The sequence below is a fragment of the Rhodanobacter sp. UC4438_H5 genome (assembly GCF_052978405.1).
The window spans coordinates 531,186-545,651 of record NZ_CM129672.1 but is presented as its reverse complement, the minus strand read 5'-3'; the positions used below and the strand labels follow the sequence as shown (position 1 = coordinate 545,651).

Here is a 14,466-nt window from a genome sequence, read left to right as displayed (position 1 = left end):
ATGACACCCATTCGCACTGCCCGCGACGAAGACGCCGCCGCCATTCACACGATCTACGCACCATCGGTCAGCGACGGCGTGGCCACCTTCGAAACCGGACTGCCCGGCGTGGAAGCCATGCGCGAACGCCTGCGCGCGCGCCTCGAACACTACCCGTGGCTGGTGTGGGAAGAAGCCGGCGAGGTGCTGGCCTACGCCTACGCCGGCCGCTTCCGCGAACGCGCCGCCTATGACTGGATCGCCGAAACCTCGATCTACGTGCGCGCCGACGCACAGCGCCGCGGCATCGCGCGCCAGATGTATGGCGTGCTGCTGGACGTGATGCGGCTGCAGGGCATCACCCAGGCCGTCGGCGTGATCACCCTGCCCGGGGTGGCCAGCGTGGCGATGCACGAGGCGATGGGCTTCACGTCGACCGGCGTGTGGCGACAGTGCGGTTACAAGCTCGGCCGGTGGTGGGACGTGGGCGTATGGCAGAAGGAGCTGCAGGCGGCGGCGAATCCGCCCGCGCCCGTCACCCCTTTCCCGCAGTTGCCACAGGCCACGCTGCAAGAGTTGCTGGAAGACCACCCGAACGCGTAGAGCGGGCACTGCCCGCCTTGCGCTCCCGCATATCTGCACCGGTTTGCCTGAAAAAAAGCGTGCCCGCGGATGCGGGCACGCCTTCACGGTCAAGCCGGCTTACTGGTTGAGCAGCAGGTCGACGATCACGCCGGTAGCGATCGCCACCAGCAGGAAGTCGCCGTTGTCGCTGCGCACCCAGTGGTAGCCACGCGGCGGTTCCCGCAGGCGGGCGTCGCGCCAGTCGTATACCACGTAGCGGGTGCTGCGGTATTCCACCGGCAGGTAGCCGCCGCGCTTGTACCAGCCCTCGTGGCGACCGCGGTCGTGCCAGTTCTTGTAGCGGCCATGGCCGCGACCGTGGCCACGCCCCTGGTCGTTGTCGCGATCGTAGCGCACGTAACGGTCGCCATCATGGTCGTAGCTGCGGTCACGGTCGTTCTGCCCGTGGCGATCGCGGTCGTGGCCCCGACCGTGTTCCTGCGCCAATACGGGGCTGCCGGCCAGCATCAGCATCGTGCCGCATGCAACAGACAGAGCAAGCAACTTTTTCATGATGGATCTCCACTTGGTGGGCCAGGAACCGCGTGCATCGTACCGACAACCGCCTGACGATGCTGTGCGGTCAGACGACACGCTGGTGCCGACACCCCCAACCGGGCATGAATCGGCCAGCCGGGCGTGTTTTGCGTTCAGCCTGCAGCATACGCGGCGGCTCGGCTACCATTGGCGGCTTTCCGCATCCGTTTCGGGGGATCACCCATGCAGCTCGATCAGGTCAAGGCCATCATCACCGGCGGCGCCTCCGGTCTCGGCCACGCGGTGGCGCAGCATTTCGTCGCCCACGGCGGCCGCGTCGCACTGTTCGACGTCAACGACGAGAAGGGCCAGGCCGCCGCGAGGGAACTGGGCGACGCCGCCCGCTTCTTCCGCACCGACGTCACCTCCGAAGAGGGCGTGGCCACCAACGTGGCCGCTGCACATCACGCGCTGGGCGGACTCAACGTGGTCATCAACTGCGCCGGCATCCTCGGCGCGGGCCGCGTGCTGGGCAAGGAAGGCCCGATGCCGTTGGCCAACTTCTCCGGCACCGTGATGGTGAACCTGGTCGGCAGCTTCAACGTGGCCAAGGCCGGCGCGGCGCTGATGCAGAACAACCAAGCCGGCGAGGACGGCGAGCGCGGCGTGATCATCAACACCGCCAGCGTCGCCGCCTACGAAGGCCAGATCGGCCAGGCCGCCTATTCGGCATCGAAGGGCGGCGTGGTCGGCATGACCCTGCCGATGGCGCGCGAGCTGGCGCGTTTCGGCATTCGTGTGGCCACCATCGCGCCGGGCATCTTCTGGACCCCGATGGTCGACGGCATGCCCGAGGCCGTGCAGCAATCGCTGTCCGCCTCGATCCCCTTCCCCTCGCGGCTGGGACGGCCGGACGAATACGCCAGCACCGTCGCTTTCATCCTGGGCAATCGCTACATCAACGGCGAGACGATCCGGCTGGACGGGGCGGTGCGGCTGGCGGCGAAGTAGCCGCCAGGGAATAGGGAATGGAGAATAGGGAATAGGAAAAGCCGGTTCCCGCCACCCTGCCCCACTGTCGCCCAGTACCGCTCTTGCCATTCCCTATTCCCCATTCCCTATTCCCGGCCCCAAACCCATGAAAGCTTCCGACGTCAAGAAAGGCAACGTGGTCGAGCACGACGGCACCGTCTACCAGGTGCGCGACATCGAGCGCAGCGCGCCCACCGCGCGGGGCGGCAACGTCACCTTCCGCTTCACCATGTATTCGATTCCCGGTGCGCGCAAGTACGACCTCAGCCTGCGCGCCGACGACGACCTGAAGGAAATGGACCTGGTCCGCCGCGCGGCGAACTTCTCCTACATGGACGGCGACGCGTTCGTGTTCATGGACGCGGAGGACTACACCCAGTACCTGCTTTCGCCGGAACTGGTCGGCGACAACGCCGGCTACATCGTCGAGGATCTGGAAGGCTATTACGTGCAGTTGATCGACGACGCCCCGGTCGGCCTGCAGGTACCGACCAGCGTGGTGCTGACCGTGGTCGATACCGCGCCGGAAATGAAAGGCTCCAGCGCCACCAAGCGCAACAAGCCTGCCAAGCTCAACACCGGCATCGAAGTGCAGGTGCCCGAGTACATCAGCGTCGACGAAAAGGTGTGGGTTAACACGCTCACCGGCGAGTTCGCCGGCCGGGCTTGAGCAACCTCAAACCGTAGGGCGGGCACCGCCCGCCGCTCCCGCCACCGTGCGCGGCGGGACGAAGAGCCGGCGGACAGTGTCCGCCCTACCCCGGCGATTCGCGGGCACGGGCAGCACGGCTTTTTGCGATACTCGTTTTCCGCTCCCCGCGGCGCCCTCTCCATGTCTTCCAACAGCTATTCGCTGCGCGCCCACGCGATCGAAAGCCTGACCCAGGTCAAGCGGCCGAACGTGCCGTGGCGGGTGGTCGTGCGCAACACCGCTGCCGTGGTGCTGCCGCTGGCTGCCGGCATGGCGACGGGCCACCAGACGATCGGCCTGGCGGTGGCCAGCGGCGCGTTGAATGCGATGTTCTCCGACCAGCCCGGGCCGTATCGCCAGCGCCTGCGGCAGTTGCTGCTGAACGCGCTGGCCGCGGGCCTGGCCTCGCTGGCGGGTTTCCTGCTCGGCGACCAGTTGCTGCCACTGCTGGCGATTACGGCGGCGCTCGGTTTCTTCGGCGGCCTGCTGGTGGTGTTCGGCCCGGACACGGCACGCGCCGGCATGACCAGCATGATCCTGCTGGTGATCACCGCCGCCACCCCGCAGCCGCTGCCCGGCGCACTGGGCGGCGCAGCGCTGATCTTCGCCGGCGGCCTGCTGCTGGCCGCGTTCTCGCTGGCGGCATGGCCGCTGCAACGCTACTGGCCCGAGCGCCACGCCCTCGTCGAGGTGTACCGAGGGCTGGCGGCGCTGGCGCGCGAAACCCGCCACGACGCGACAGACGTGCCGGCGCTGACCGAGGCGATGACCACCCTTCAGCAGACCCTGCTGGGGCGCCACCGCGCCCACGGGCGCGCGATGGAAGCCTTTGGCGTGTTGCTGGAACTGGCCGAGCGAATCCGCCTGGAACTCACCGCCATCGCCGAGCTGCATGCCGGCCCTGCCTTGCAGGCCGGCTTCCGGGATGGCGCGGCCGAGGTGCTCGCGGCGATTGCCGACGCGCTGGAGCACGGCGATTCGCCCGCACGCGCCGACACGCTGCTGCAGGCCTTGCGCGCGCGGCACGACGAGGGTGACGGGTTGGCGCCGCATCGGGATGCGCTGATCGGTCAGCTTGCGGCAGCCGTGCGCAACGCCGACTGGGCCGGCAGCCGCGGCGAGCTGCGCGCCAGCGCAGCGGAAACGCGCCTGCCGGCGACCCTGCGCAGCACGGCGATCCGGGCCACCCTGCGCGCCAGCCTCACGCCGCGCTCGGTGGCGTTCCGCCACGCCGTACGCATGGCAGTGTGCCTCACCGCAACGCTGGCGCTGTCGCGCTGGCTGGATCTCCCGCACGGCTACTGGGTGCCGATGACGGCGGCGATCGTGCTGCGCGCGGATTTCGCCGCCACCTTCAACTTCGGCCTGTTGCGCGTGCTCGGCACCGTGCTCGGTCTGGTGCTTACCACGATGTTGCTGTCCATCACGCCCGACCAGCCATGGGCGCATCTCGCCCTGATGGCCGTGCTGTGCATGGCGTTCCGCTACCTGGCCGGCGCGCATTACGGCATCGCGGTGGCCGCACTGACCGGCACCGTGGTGATCCTGCTTTCGTTCGAGGGCGTGGCGCCCGATGCCGCGGTGCTCGACCGCGTGATCGACACCGCGCTGGGCTGCGGCATCGCCCTGTTCGCCTACGTGGCGTGGCCGACCTGGGAGCGCAGTCGCGCGCGCGAGGCCCTGGCCAGCATGCTCGACGCCTATGCTGATTACCTGGGCCACCTGGCCAGATGCGGCGGCGTGGTGCGCGGCGAAATTCGCTCCGCCGCACGCACGGCCCGGATCAATGCGCAGGCGTCGATCGAGCGCATGCGCAGTGAGCCGGCGACGCCTCCTGCGTTGCTGGCGCTGGCACGCCAGCTGCTCGCCAACGGCAACCGGCTGGCGCGCACCGCGATGACGCTGGAAGCGATGCTGGGCGACCTCGCCAGGTTGCCGCCGTCGACCGGGCTGGCCGACTTTATCGGGGAATGCATCCGCGCACTGCATGCCATCTCCGACGCGTTGCGCCAGCAGGCACCGCTCACCGGGCTGCCCGACCTGCGTGCCGCGCAACGCGCGCTGGTTCGCCGCACTGCGGGCGCGGACGCTGCCAGTGTCGACCTGCTGGGCCGCATCAGCGATCGCCTGGTGGACAACATCGATACGCTTGCCCACGTCATCAACCGCCACCGGCCCGAGCCGGCCCTGCCCGACCGGTAGAAGCGCACCCTGCGCGCGCTGGATCCTCCCGTGGCGAAAGAGCTCGCGCACAAGGTGCGCTCCCGCAAAAACCAGTGAGGCGACGGCGGCGCCCGGAGGTTTTACACTGCACGGATGCTCAAGATCGACACCCACGCGCACATCCTGCCCCGCGACTGGCCGAACCTGGCAGCCAAGTACGGCGACGACCGCTTCCCGGTGATGACCCATACCGACGGTCGCCACCGCATCTACAAGGACAGCCGCTTCTTTCGCGAAGTGTGGGATTCGGCGTTCGACCCGCAGACGCGCATCGACGACTATGCCCGCTTCGGCGTCGACGTGCAGGTGATTTCCACCGTGCCGGTGTTGTTCTCCTACTGGGCGCCGGGATACCAGGCGCTGGAACTGCATCGCCACTTGAACGACCACATGGCCGGCATCTGCCGCGACTACCCGCGCCACTACGCGGGCATCGGCACGGTGCCGCTGCAGGCGCCGGAGCTGGCGGTGCGCGAACTCGAGCGCTGCATCGACGAGCTGGGCCTGCAAGGCGTGCAGATCGGCTCGCACTGCGGCGACTGGAACCTGGATGCGCCTGAGCTGTTCCCGTTCTTCGAGGCGGCCGCCGATCTCGGCGCGGCGATCCTGGTGCATCCATGGGACATGATGGGCATGGCCAGCATGCCCAAGTACTGGATGCCGTGGCTGGTCGGCATGCCCGCGGAGCAGTCCCGCGCCGCCTGCTGCCTCGCCTTCGGCGGCGTGCTGGAGCGGCTGCCGAAGCTGCGCGTGATGCTGGCCCACGGCGGCGGCAGTTTTCCGTACACCATCGGCCGCATCGAGCACGGTTTTCGCATGCGCCCGGATCTGGTGGCCACCGACAACCCGCGCAACCCGCGCGAATACCTCAAGCGCTTCTATTTCGACTCCTGCGTGCACGACGACGATGCCCTGCGTTACCTGCTGGATGTGACCGGCGTCGAACAGGTCATGCTCGGCACCGACTATCCTTTCCCGCTGGGCGAACAGGTGCCGGGCAGCGGCATCGAGGCGCTCGGCCTGGACGAGGCCGGGCGCGAGCGACTGTTCCATGGCACCGCGCTGGAGTGGCTGGGCCTGCCCAGGCATCGTTTTGCCCCCGACCCTTCTCGACCGGAGTCCGCATGAACCTGCTTCGCACGACCACACTGGCGCTCGTCGCCACCCTGCTGCTGGCCGGCACGGCGCACGCCGCGGAAGTCAGCATGGCCGGCGGCAACATCACCTTCGACACGCCCGCCAACTGGCTCCCGATCATGCAGACCGAAGGCGACCCCGAGGCGCAGGTGTTCCAGGTGCCCGACCCCTCGCCCACCGGCAAGAGCAGCCTGGCCCGCGTCACCGTCACCGTCACCCGGGTGCCGGACATCAGCAGCTTCCACCAGTTCATGGCCCAGGCCACGGCCAAGGCGCTGGCCCTGCCCGGCTACCAGCAGGACAAGGTGCCGCCGGTACCGAACAGCAACCTCTACACCGCGCAGGAAAACGGCACCGCCTTCAGCTACACCGAGCACTACTGGTTCAAGCACGGTTACGCGATCCAGCTGCGCTGCGTGCGCCCGACCCGCACCCAGGCCGGCAGCGCATGGCAGGCCGATTTCGACAAGGGCTGCGATGCACTGGCCGTCCAACTGAAATAGATCCGCAACCCCTGCAGGAGCGCGCTCGCGCACGATGCTCTCCGTCGCGCCGACGAAAAGCGCGCCAGCCGCTCCCACCGAAACAGGACACCACCATGCCCGACTACCAGCCCACCGCTGCGTGGGCCGCCGCCCGCGATGCCGCCGATCCGCTGCGCGCGTTCCGAGACGAGTTCCTGATCCCGCCGCACGAAGGCCGCGACAGCGCCTATTTCTGCGGCAACTCGCTCGGCCTGCAGCCGCGCGCCGTGCGCGAGGCGGTCAACGCGGAGCTGGACTACTGGGGCGAGCTGGGCGTGGAAGGCCACTTCAAGGGTCGCCTGCCGTGGATGGACTACCACGAGTTCGTGCGCGACGACCTCGCCGCCGTGGTCGGTGCGCTGCCCACCGAAGTAGTGGCCATGAATACCCTGGGCGTGAACCTGCACCTGATGATGGTGAGTTTCTACCGCCCCACCGCCGAACGCCCGGCGATCCTGATCGAGGCCGGCGCCTTCCCCACCGATCGCTACGCGGTGGAATCGCAGATCCGCTTCCACGGTTTTGATCCCTCCACGGCATTGATCGAACTGGAAGCCGACGAGCCGAACGGCATTGTTTCCACCGCCGCCATCGAACGCGTGCTGGCCGAACACGGCTCGCGCATCGCCCTGGTGATGCTGCCCGGCGTGCAGTACCGCACCGGCCAGGCGTTCGACCTCAAGGCCATCACCGCGCTGGCGCATCGGCACGGCTGCACCGTGGGCTTCGACCTCGCCCACGCCGTCGGCAACCTGCCGCTGCAACTGCACGACAGCGGCGCCGACTTCGCGATCTGGTGCAGCTACAAATACCTGAACAGCGGACCCGGTGCCGTCGGCGGCGCCTTCGTGCACGAGCGCCACGCCAAGGCCGTGTTGCCGCGTTTCGCCGGCTGGTGGGGCCACGACAAGACCACGCGCTTCCAGATGGGCCCCCGGTTCGTGCCCACGCCCGGCGCCGACGGCTGGCAGCTCTCCAACCCGCCGATCCTGGCGCTGGCCCCCCTGCGCGTGTCGCTGGAAATTTTCCGCCGCGCCGGCATGGATGCTCTGCGCCAAAAATCGTTGGCGCTCACCGGCTACCTCGAATGGCTGGTGCAGACGCAACTGGCCGACGTACTGCAGGTCGTCACCCCCGCGGACCCCGAACGCCGCGGCGCCCAACTCTCCATCCGCGTGATCGACGGCCGCGAACGCGGCCGCGCACTGTTCGATTATCTGATGGCCCACGGCGTCATCGGCGACTGGCGCGAACCCGACGTGATCCGCATCTCGCCCGCGCCGCTGTACAACCGCTTCGCGGATTGCGTGGCGTTTGCGGAGGCGGCACGCGAGTGGAGTCGCGGCGGCTGACCCGACCGCTACCGGATGATTGCCGGTCCCGACGCGATCCGGCGACCCAGGCGCATGTCGCACCGCAAGCCCCCATTGGCCCGCTGGCCAGACCGCGCCCGAAAATCCGGCGCCCCACCACACGAAAACCCGGCACTTTCGTCCCCGTTACACCCCCACTCCCGAGGGTGTAACTCATACACCCTCAAATGTGCCGGATAACACCGAGCCGCAAACCCCGTACCCGCCCCCACACCGCGGCGCAACCGGATGATCCGTCGCAGAAATCCCCCGCTTGAACGATGGAAAGTGGAGCCGCATACTCCGAGCAACACCCCATTTTTGGGGTCTACTTAGCGTTAGGCCTCATGCACGATAGATTCGTACTTGCGTCAATTGCTCTCGTAGCCCTTTGGCTACTATGGCTATGGCTGGCAGTCGCGCTCTACCAAAAAGTGGATTCACGCTTTTCTGGCCTGCTGCCTGCCCTTCATAGCCGGCTTCAACCAGTTACTGATTGGACTTCATCATGGGCGTTGCTCAAATTTATTTGCAAAGCCCGGCCGAGCCTCATCGATGATCCTTCAATTCTCAAAGCTGTTTCGGTTGTTCGCTGGCTTGCTGTTCCAGTACTGTTCCTGTGGGCCTACGTTTTGTACTTCCAGTTGCAACACCCGGCCTAACCAATCGTTCAAGGCGGACGGCTTCGCCGCCGCTTAACTCCAGCGTTAGGTTGCTTGTCCAACACTGCTAGGCGTCGAATGGATCCACTCGATCAATCATTGCTCATGGACCTTGTGCTCGCTATCAAGGATGGCGAGGAGGAGCGCGTGCATCAGCTACTTACACTCGGTGTTCCACCCGATCGTATCGACAAGTCTTCCGGCTGGAGCGCATTGCACGCTTCGGTTCTGTACAACACAGTATTTCTCCCAGCACTTCTACAGCGCACACTCAATCCAGACGCGCCTACGGTCCTTGGCGGCACAGCACTCTCATATGCCGTTCACGAGCTTGGCGAGAACCCAAGCATTGAACGCCAGCGGCAACTTCACGACGCAATAGGCTTGCTTCGACGCTCAGGCGCAAATCCCAAGTTCGGCGGCCCAGATCAGAGTGCTCTTGAGCTTTCTCGTCTTTACAGAATGCCGGATGTAGAGCAACTTCTTTTGCAAAGCGTGGGTGGCGCAACCTAACTATGCGTCCAAGCGGACGCGCGAAAAGCCGCGCGCCGCTTAACTCCAGCGTTAGGTGTCAAGACAAACATGGTCGAGTGTCCCTACTGTCACAAGCAAGCTATGTCCCAGCTCCGGAAGTCGTGTTTGGGACCCATCCTTACGGCTTCTTGCCGGTCTTGCCACAAGCCAGTCTCTGTACATCCGGCAGCCATGCTTGCTGTAACCCCGTTTCTGTTTAGCATCGTCCTTGCAGGGCTCGTCGTGTCTCAGGGCTGGTGGCTTACCGCCACTTCATTATTTGTCGGTGCTGCATGCATGTTCGCAATTCATGCGTTTCTCGTCCCACTGGTGCCGCGCGGCACCTAACCAGTCATTCAAGCGGACGGCTTCGCCGCCGCTTAATTCCAGCGTTAGGCGGCAGAGCAATTTTCCGGTTTGCGCTGGGCCTCGTGCTCCGCTCGCGCATCTGCGCTTCGTTGTCCATCGGGTTGGCCTGCGTTCCAATTTCACCGGCGCTGGGCTCGTCCTTCGCAGGTCGCGCGCGCAGCCAAGCTTTCGTTCTTCCAGGCAGCTCAGGCGCGCGATCTCCAGCTACGTTAGGTTTACCGCAAGCGGTTCGGGCGCGGCGCGCAGGCCCTCACCTCTTCGGTCGTTGTGGCGCCTTTTGGGTGGCGCTATCGTTCTTGCCAGCGGCGGCGCAACGTGGCGCCGTCTAACCAGTCATCCAAGCGGACGGCTTCGCCGCCGCTTAATTCCAGCGTTAGGCCTGCATGTGCAAATGAGCCTTATAGTCCCAGCAATTTTTTTGCTCGCTTTGGCGGTCATTCTGCCGTTGTATGCGATGTACTTCATTTCGCTTCATCGCTTCGGAAAGGAGTTCAGGCAATTTCATCCTGGCCTCTACGAGAAATTGCTCGCGACAGGTCGTCCTTCGCTGTCTCCTGTCAACGGTAACTATCGGGCCTTCCAAGCCATCCAGTCTGGCAAAGTTTCAGTTGAAGCATTGAACCCTCTTGTGCTTTCTTCGTACCGACTCGCACGCAAAAGACTGCTGCTTGGCCTTTCGTGCTTCATGGTGTTGTTGTTTTCCGGCCTTGCTATAAGCCTCAACAAATAGGCTGTAAGGTAGGGCCTAACCAGTCATTCGAGGCGGACGGCTGCGCCGCCGCTCAATTCCAGCGTTAGCGCCCATGTCCGCGACACTTCTAATTTTGTGGTTTACAGGGCTTCTCGCAGTCACCTTCGTTCCGCCTTTCTGGGTGCCACAGAGCAAGCGGAAGTCTTTGCGTGAAATGCTGTCGTCAGCCTACTTCGGCATCAGCGTTGCAATTCTCCTCGTCGGTTACACCACACATGCGATCTCTGTTGGCGAAGTCTCATTCGGCAAACATCAGGGGCATGTTTACAGCCTCGCTACCCAGCCAGAGCTATTCTTCATCATGCTAGCGCTCAATCTGGTGCTGTTCTTCTGTGGCTTAGCCTTCTGCTGGGGTGTGTTCAAAAAAAACCTCGCCCTGTATGTTGGGCGCTAACCACTCGTTCAAGGCGGACGGCTTCGCCGCCGCTTAACTCAAGCGTTAGCTTTTAAAGCATGACTGACATCGCCATGTCCAATCACAAGGTTCGTCGTGCGGAGCTTGCCGACGCTACTGAAATCGCCGCGTGTCTTTCTGCTCTTGGTTACGGCACCTCGGCCAGTCTCGTTACCGAACGACTTGCCTCATTTTCCAAGAGCCACGTGGACGCTGTATTCGTCACTTCGGTTGCCGGTCATGTACCGTTGCTGGGTGTTGTTAGCGTGCATTTGCTGCCTCTCTTTCATGCTCCAGGTCTACTAGGTCGCATCACCTCACTTGCAGTTAGTCCTGAGGCCCGCAGCAAAGGTGTAGGCAAAGCACTCGTTGCGGCAGCTGAGGAGTGGGCGTGGAGCGAGGGTGCTCAGCGCATGGAGGTTACGAGCGGCGATCACCGTCTCGCTGCGCATGCGTTCTACCAAGCAGTCGGGTATTCGCTAGACGAGCGCCGCTTCATCAAGCATGCTGCCAAAGCAAGCTAACAGTTCGTTCAAGGCGGACGGCTACGCCGCCGCTTAACTCTAGCGTTAGAGCGCTCCGAAATGTCTCAGGCGACAAAAATTTTCCTTCCCATCGCCAGCTTCCTCCCGCTGCTATTGGGCCAGATCTTTGCCTTTCTACTGCTCTCCAATCCAGTGGGCGGTCACCCTTGGCTCGAGGACAACGTGGGTTATCTAGTACTTTCCCTCGTTGCTTTTCAGTTCGCAATTGCCGCTTTCTTCATTTGGCATCTTCGGAACCGTTCAACTGTCCCACCGGGGCAACGCATTAGTTGGGTGCTCCAGTTCCTCTTCTTGCCACTTGGCCTGGTTGGTTACTGGTATAAGCACATTTGGCAGGTCGATGGGCACGCGCTCTAACATGTCATTCGAGGCGGACGGCTACGCCGCCGCTCAATTCCAGCGTTAGGCGGCAAGAGCTTCATGCTTTTTGTCGTCGTGTCGCGCGCGGCATGTTTCGCGGTGTCGCTTCGGCTGGCGGCGTTCGGTGGTGCGGGCTGGCCTGCGCGGTGGGTTTTCGTGCGCTAGGTGGTTGGCGGCGGCATGCGCGCGGGGGTGTGTTTCGTTGCGTCGTTCATCGCGGCGCGCGCGGCTTCCCGTGATGTGGTGCATGTCGGCAGGCGGGTTGTTCATCGTGCGCAGGCCACAACGGCGGCGGCGTTGTCTGGCTTTCCAAGCAGCGCTATGGTGCTGTTCACCGGCGGTGCAAGGTGTGGCCGTCTAACAGTTCATCCAAGCGGACGGCTTCGCCGCCGCTTAATTCAAGCGTTAGGCGGCAATGGAGAGAACATGGAGTCGTTGAAGAGAATCGAAGGCCTGGCAGCCGCGCGGCGCAGCTCATTCATCGGCCAAGCCGGTGTCCTGTCTGACCTGCGCTCTATGTCCCCGGAAGACGCTATCGCTTGGCTAGAGAGCCACCTCGCTTCACCGATCGCCAAAGATTGGGGGCAGCTGCTCCATGCACTTGGTGCAAGCGGCGCAGTCCTTCGTCGCTGGTTCGAGCTGGGCAAAGAGCATGCACTGGCTGCCGCAGATGCTGCTGTTGCGTACGCGGAATCGGGAAATGCCCACGTTGCCCTGAGTGCTCTGCCCGCACTGCGGGCCGCTGCTGAAGCCCACAATGTTCCGCGGCTAAACGCCGCGCTGGCAGCTTTGGAACAAGCGGCAGAGATCACTCCTGAGCCCGCCTTGGATGCGGATCTGCGCCGGGCCGAAGCGATCCTTTCGGGTGGCCAAGGCTTGGCGCCCGCTGCGCGGGCCGCAGTTGCTAGCGCGCCCGACCACTCCGCAAAGTGGCACGCGCTCTTTCACGCCATGGATCGCATCTACTGTGTTGCGGTGCTTGATTGGAAGTGCCCGCCGCAAGAGCAACTCGCAGCCCTGCAGAGCCTTCCAGTTTGGGCCGCGCACGGGGGCAACAGCGGGCTGGAAGTGGCTTCCGCAGAGTTCGGAAGCGACGAAATTTTGCTAATCGCCCTCCCAGCCGCGCAAGTCCGAGAGGTCGCTGAGCTAGCGGCACCAGCACGCGTTGCACAGCATCGGGTTGCCGCCTAACAATTCGTCCAAGCCGACGCCGCTTCGCGGCGCGGCTTAACTCAGGTGTTAGGCTTTGCACATGGATCACGTGAAGATCGGGGGAGCAGAAATCGCCATACCAGCCTTAGGGCAATGGCGTGAAGCAATCGCTTCAGGGCAGCTCAGTGGCTCGCCTCTGGTTTCACCTGAGGGCATTTCGTCTTGGCTTGATCGCTACAGTCATGTGTCATGTGCGGTCCTCGGAGCTTCGTGGCATCACGGCAAATGGTGGTCTATTCCTCTTCTGCGACTTAACGACATTCATTATCCCGTCCACTTCGAAGACGTGATCTGCAACCATTGCAAAAAGCGGTGCGGCTTGTCGGCATGTCCAGACACTACGTCGCTCTGGTGGCCGGGCAGCACATTAGCGGACGCTTGGGCACTCTTCAAAGACCTACCCATTCTTCATTGTCCACACTGTCAAAGCACTCTCAGTCATCGGCAAACTATTTGGTTCGCGGCGCCTAACCACTCGTTCAAGGCGGACGCCTCCGGCGCCGCTTAACTCCAGCGTTAGAATCCACTGGGAAGTCACAGGTTTAGGGGGAGTCATGGGTAAAGCATGTACATTGCTGGCGCTTGTTGCGCTGTGCTTAACAGGTTGCGCGCCGCTGCAAGTTAATCTGTCCAGCTCCGAATACCAACCGACGCCAAGCACTTCGAACACACCGAAGCGGGTCGCCAGCGTAACGGTCATAAATCGCGCAGCCGACGCCGAGCTACAAAATCATCCGTTCAGTGACTCCCTCATCCCTATAAAAACAGCAGTTTCACCGCAATCAACAGTCGAGTCAGACATTAAGCTGCTACTCGCAGAGACATTAAGCATCGGAGGCACCGAAGATAAATCAGTGTTTGTCACCATCAGAAAAGCCGATGCTTATTGGACAATGGGCGTAGCCGACCGAATACCATTTGTTGGCTTAGCAACTGCGACGCGTGATAGGGACTTTGTTATGCATGTTGTGCTGTCCCTCGAAGTTCGTAAAGACGGTGCCGTGGTTGCAAGCTACCCAGTGGATCGCGAGATGAAAATTGTCGGTAAGGCAACTACTCGTGACGCCATATCGGAGTCGTATCAGCACCTCATTGCAACGTATCGAGCAGATGTCCTTGGCGACATACAGCGTAATTTCATTGACAAGTCACTGTAGTATCCAAGCTGGACTCGACGGAGGTGGTTTCTAACTACTCGTCCAAGCGGACGCGCGAAAAGCCGCGCGCCGCTTAACTCAAGCGTTAGGCAGGGAGACAGGAATGTCCCAGATTTTTGTGGGTGCGGCGCTTGCAGTTTTTGTCGCCGTTTGGCTCACAGCTCTCATCACCTTGCTCGCGTGTGTCGTCTACGCCATCAAGACCGTTCGCTGCGCTCGTCCGGGCATCAAGCTCTGGGGTCGCGACACGCTATGGAATCCTGCCAACGTACTACTTAGCTCCGACATGCTCACTGAGGAGGGGCTGCGGTATCGTCGCAAATGTTTTATATCACTGGGCATCTTCGTAGTGTGCGTTGGCGGTACGCTGCTGCTTGCAGCAATCACAGGGCAGCTCAGGTGAGCTACAGGCTGCCTAACAGTTCGTTCAAGGCGGACGGCTTCGCCGCCGCTTAACTCAAGCG

15 protein-coding genes are annotated in these 14,466 nt (G+C 63.4%); 14 read left to right on the top strand and 1 reads right to left on the bottom strand.

Annotation, left to right across the window (positions count from 1 at the left end; genetic code table 11):
• Nucleotides 1–582 (top strand): N-acetyltransferase family protein, encoded by a 582-nt coding sequence (locus ACVCL9_RS02490; RefSeq protein ID WP_447099252.1) that lies wholly within the window; start codon nucleotides 1–3, stop codon nucleotides 580–582.
• 99 nt (nucleotides 583–681) lie between these two features.
• Here ACVCL9_RS02490 and ACVCL9_RS02485 read toward each other — a convergent pair whose 3' ends face one another.
• Nucleotides 682–1,116: an RcnB family protein gene (locus ACVCL9_RS02485; RefSeq protein ID WP_395117475.1), complete on the bottom strand. Its 435-nt coding sequence runs from the start codon at nucleotides 1,114–1,116 to the stop codon at nucleotides 682–684.
• A 207-nt stretch (nucleotides 1,117–1,323) separates the two neighbouring features.
• On the opposite strand from ACVCL9_RS02485, the gene ACVCL9_RS02480 reads away from it, so the two are divergent.
• The 13 genes from ACVCL9_RS02480 to ACVCL9_RS02420 all read left to right on the top strand — a co-directional run bounded on the left by ACVCL9_RS02480 (nucleotide 1,324) and on the right by ACVCL9_RS02420 (nucleotide 14,405).
• A complete protein-coding gene (locus ACVCL9_RS02480) occupies nucleotides 1,324–2,091 on the top strand; it encodes an SDR family NAD(P)-dependent oxidoreductase (protein WP_447099253.1) in 768 nt (255 codons plus the stop codon).
• Between the two features lie 127 nt (nucleotides 2,092–2,218).
• Complete coding sequence (gene efpL, locus ACVCL9_RS02475) at nucleotides 2,219–2,782, top strand: elongation factor P-like protein EfpL (RefSeq protein ID WP_395117471.1); 564 nt, start codon at nucleotides 2,219–2,221, stop codon at nucleotides 2,780–2,782.
• A 162-nt stretch (nucleotides 2,783–2,944) separates the two neighbouring features.
• The gene (locus tag ACVCL9_RS02470) at nucleotides 2,945–5,005 is read left to right on the top strand and encodes an FUSC family protein (protein ID WP_447099254.1); all 2,061 of its coding nucleotides are present in this window, start codon (nucleotides 2,945–2,947) and stop codon (nucleotides 5,003–5,005) included.
• A gap of 114 nt (nucleotides 5,006–5,119) precedes the next feature.
• A complete protein-coding gene (locus ACVCL9_RS02465; RefSeq protein ID WP_395117467.1) occupies nucleotides 5,120–6,154 on the top strand; it encodes an amidohydrolase family protein in 1,035 nt (344 codons plus the stop codon).
• Nucleotides 6,151–6,666: a hypothetical protein gene (locus ACVCL9_RS02460; protein WP_395117465.1), complete on the top strand. Its 516-nt coding sequence runs from the start codon at nucleotides 6,151–6,153 to the stop codon at nucleotides 6,664–6,666. The genes ACVCL9_RS02465 and ACVCL9_RS02460 overlap by 4 nt, the downstream gene beginning before the upstream one ends.
• A gap of 95 nt (nucleotides 6,667–6,761) precedes the next feature.
• The gene (kynU, locus tag ACVCL9_RS02455) at nucleotides 6,762–8,039 is read left to right on the top strand and encodes a kynureninase (protein WP_447099255.1); all 1,278 of its coding nucleotides are present in this window, start codon (nucleotides 6,762–6,764) and stop codon (nucleotides 8,037–8,039) included.
• Between the two features lie 740 nt (nucleotides 8,040–8,779).
• Nucleotides 8,780–9,214, top strand: a complete 435-nt coding sequence (locus ACVCL9_RS02450) for a hypothetical protein (protein ID WP_447099256.1) — start codon at nucleotides 8,780–8,782, stop codon at nucleotides 9,212–9,214.
• 760 nt (nucleotides 9,215–9,974) lie between these two features.
• Nucleotides 9,975–10,313 carry a hypothetical protein gene (locus tag ACVCL9_RS02445; protein ID WP_447099257.1) on the top strand — a complete coding sequence of 113 codons (339 nt, stop codon included), beginning with the start codon at nucleotides 9,975–9,977 and terminating at the stop codon, nucleotides 10,311–10,313.
• Between the two features lie 73 nt (nucleotides 10,314–10,386).
• The gene (locus ACVCL9_RS02440; RefSeq protein WP_447099258.1) at nucleotides 10,387–10,728 is read left to right on the top strand and encodes a hypothetical protein; all 342 of its coding nucleotides are present in this window, start codon (nucleotides 10,387–10,389) and stop codon (nucleotides 10,726–10,728) included.
• Between the two features lie 59 nt (nucleotides 10,729–10,787).
• Nucleotides 10,788–11,252: a GNAT family N-acetyltransferase gene (locus ACVCL9_RS02435; RefSeq protein WP_447099259.1), complete on the top strand. Its 465-nt coding sequence runs from the start codon at nucleotides 10,788–10,790 to the stop codon at nucleotides 11,250–11,252.
• 807 nt (nucleotides 11,253–12,059) lie between these two features.
• A complete protein-coding gene (locus ACVCL9_RS02430; protein ID WP_447099260.1) occupies nucleotides 12,060–12,824 on the top strand; it encodes a hypothetical protein in 765 nt (254 codons plus the stop codon).
• A 575-nt stretch (nucleotides 12,825–13,399) separates the two neighbouring features.
• Nucleotides 13,400–14,002, top strand: a complete 603-nt coding sequence (locus ACVCL9_RS02425) for a hypothetical protein (RefSeq protein WP_447099261.1) — start codon at nucleotides 13,400–13,402, stop codon at nucleotides 14,000–14,002.
• Nucleotides 14,003–14,105: 103 nt separating this feature from the next.
• Entirely contained in the window at nucleotides 14,106–14,405 is a 300-nt protein-coding gene (locus ACVCL9_RS02420; RefSeq protein WP_447099262.1) for a hypothetical protein, read from the top strand.
• Nucleotides 14,406–14,466 lie beyond the last annotated feature (61 nt).

Excerpts from the sequence above, each read along its gene's own strand:
- ACVCL9_RS02490 (WP_447099252.1), top strand. The coding sequence starts at position 1 with ATGACACCCATTCGCACTGCCCGCGACGAAGACGCCGCCGCCATTCAC.
- ACVCL9_RS02485 (WP_395117475.1), bottom strand. The coding sequence starts at position 1,116 with ATGAAAAAGTTGCTTGCTCTGTCTGTTGCATGCGGCACGATGCTGATG.
- ACVCL9_RS02480 (WP_447099253.1), top strand. The coding sequence starts at position 1,324 with ATGCAGCTCGATCAGGTCAAGGCCATCATCACCGGCGGCGCCTCCGGT.
- efpL (WP_395117471.1), top strand. The coding sequence starts at position 2,219 with ATGAAAGCTTCCGACGTCAAGAAAGGCAACGTGGTCGAGCACGACGGC.
- ACVCL9_RS02470 (WP_447099254.1), top strand. The coding sequence starts at position 2,945 with ATGTCTTCCAACAGCTATTCGCTGCGCGCCCACGCGATCGAAAGCCTG.
- ACVCL9_RS02465 (WP_395117467.1), top strand. The coding sequence starts at position 5,120 with ATGCTCAAGATCGACACCCACGCGCACATCCTGCCCCGCGACTGGCCG.
- ACVCL9_RS02460 (WP_395117465.1), top strand. The coding sequence starts at position 6,151 with ATGAACCTGCTTCGCACGACCACACTGGCGCTCGTCGCCACCCTGCTG.
- kynU (WP_447099255.1), top strand. The coding sequence starts at position 6,762 with ATGCCCGACTACCAGCCCACCGCTGCGTGGGCCGCCGCCCGCGATGCC.
- ACVCL9_RS02450 (WP_447099256.1), top strand. The coding sequence starts at position 8,780 with ATGGATCCACTCGATCAATCATTGCTCATGGACCTTGTGCTCGCTATC.
- ACVCL9_RS02445 (WP_447099257.1), top strand. The coding sequence starts at position 9,975 with ATGAGCCTTATAGTCCCAGCAATTTTTTTGCTCGCTTTGGCGGTCATT.
- ACVCL9_RS02440 (WP_447099258.1), top strand. The coding sequence starts at position 10,387 with ATGTCCGCGACACTTCTAATTTTGTGGTTTACAGGGCTTCTCGCAGTC.
- ACVCL9_RS02435 (WP_447099259.1), top strand. The coding sequence starts at position 10,788 with ATGACTGACATCGCCATGTCCAATCACAAGGTTCGTCGTGCGGAGCTT.
- ACVCL9_RS02430 (WP_447099260.1), top strand. The coding sequence starts at position 12,060 with ATGGAGTCGTTGAAGAGAATCGAAGGCCTGGCAGCCGCGCGGCGCAGC.
- ACVCL9_RS02425 (WP_447099261.1), top strand. The coding sequence starts at position 13,400 with ATGGGTAAAGCATGTACATTGCTGGCGCTTGTTGCGCTGTGCTTAACA.
- ACVCL9_RS02420 (WP_447099262.1), top strand. The coding sequence starts at position 14,106 with ATGTCCCAGATTTTTGTGGGTGCGGCGCTTGCAGTTTTTGTCGCCGTT.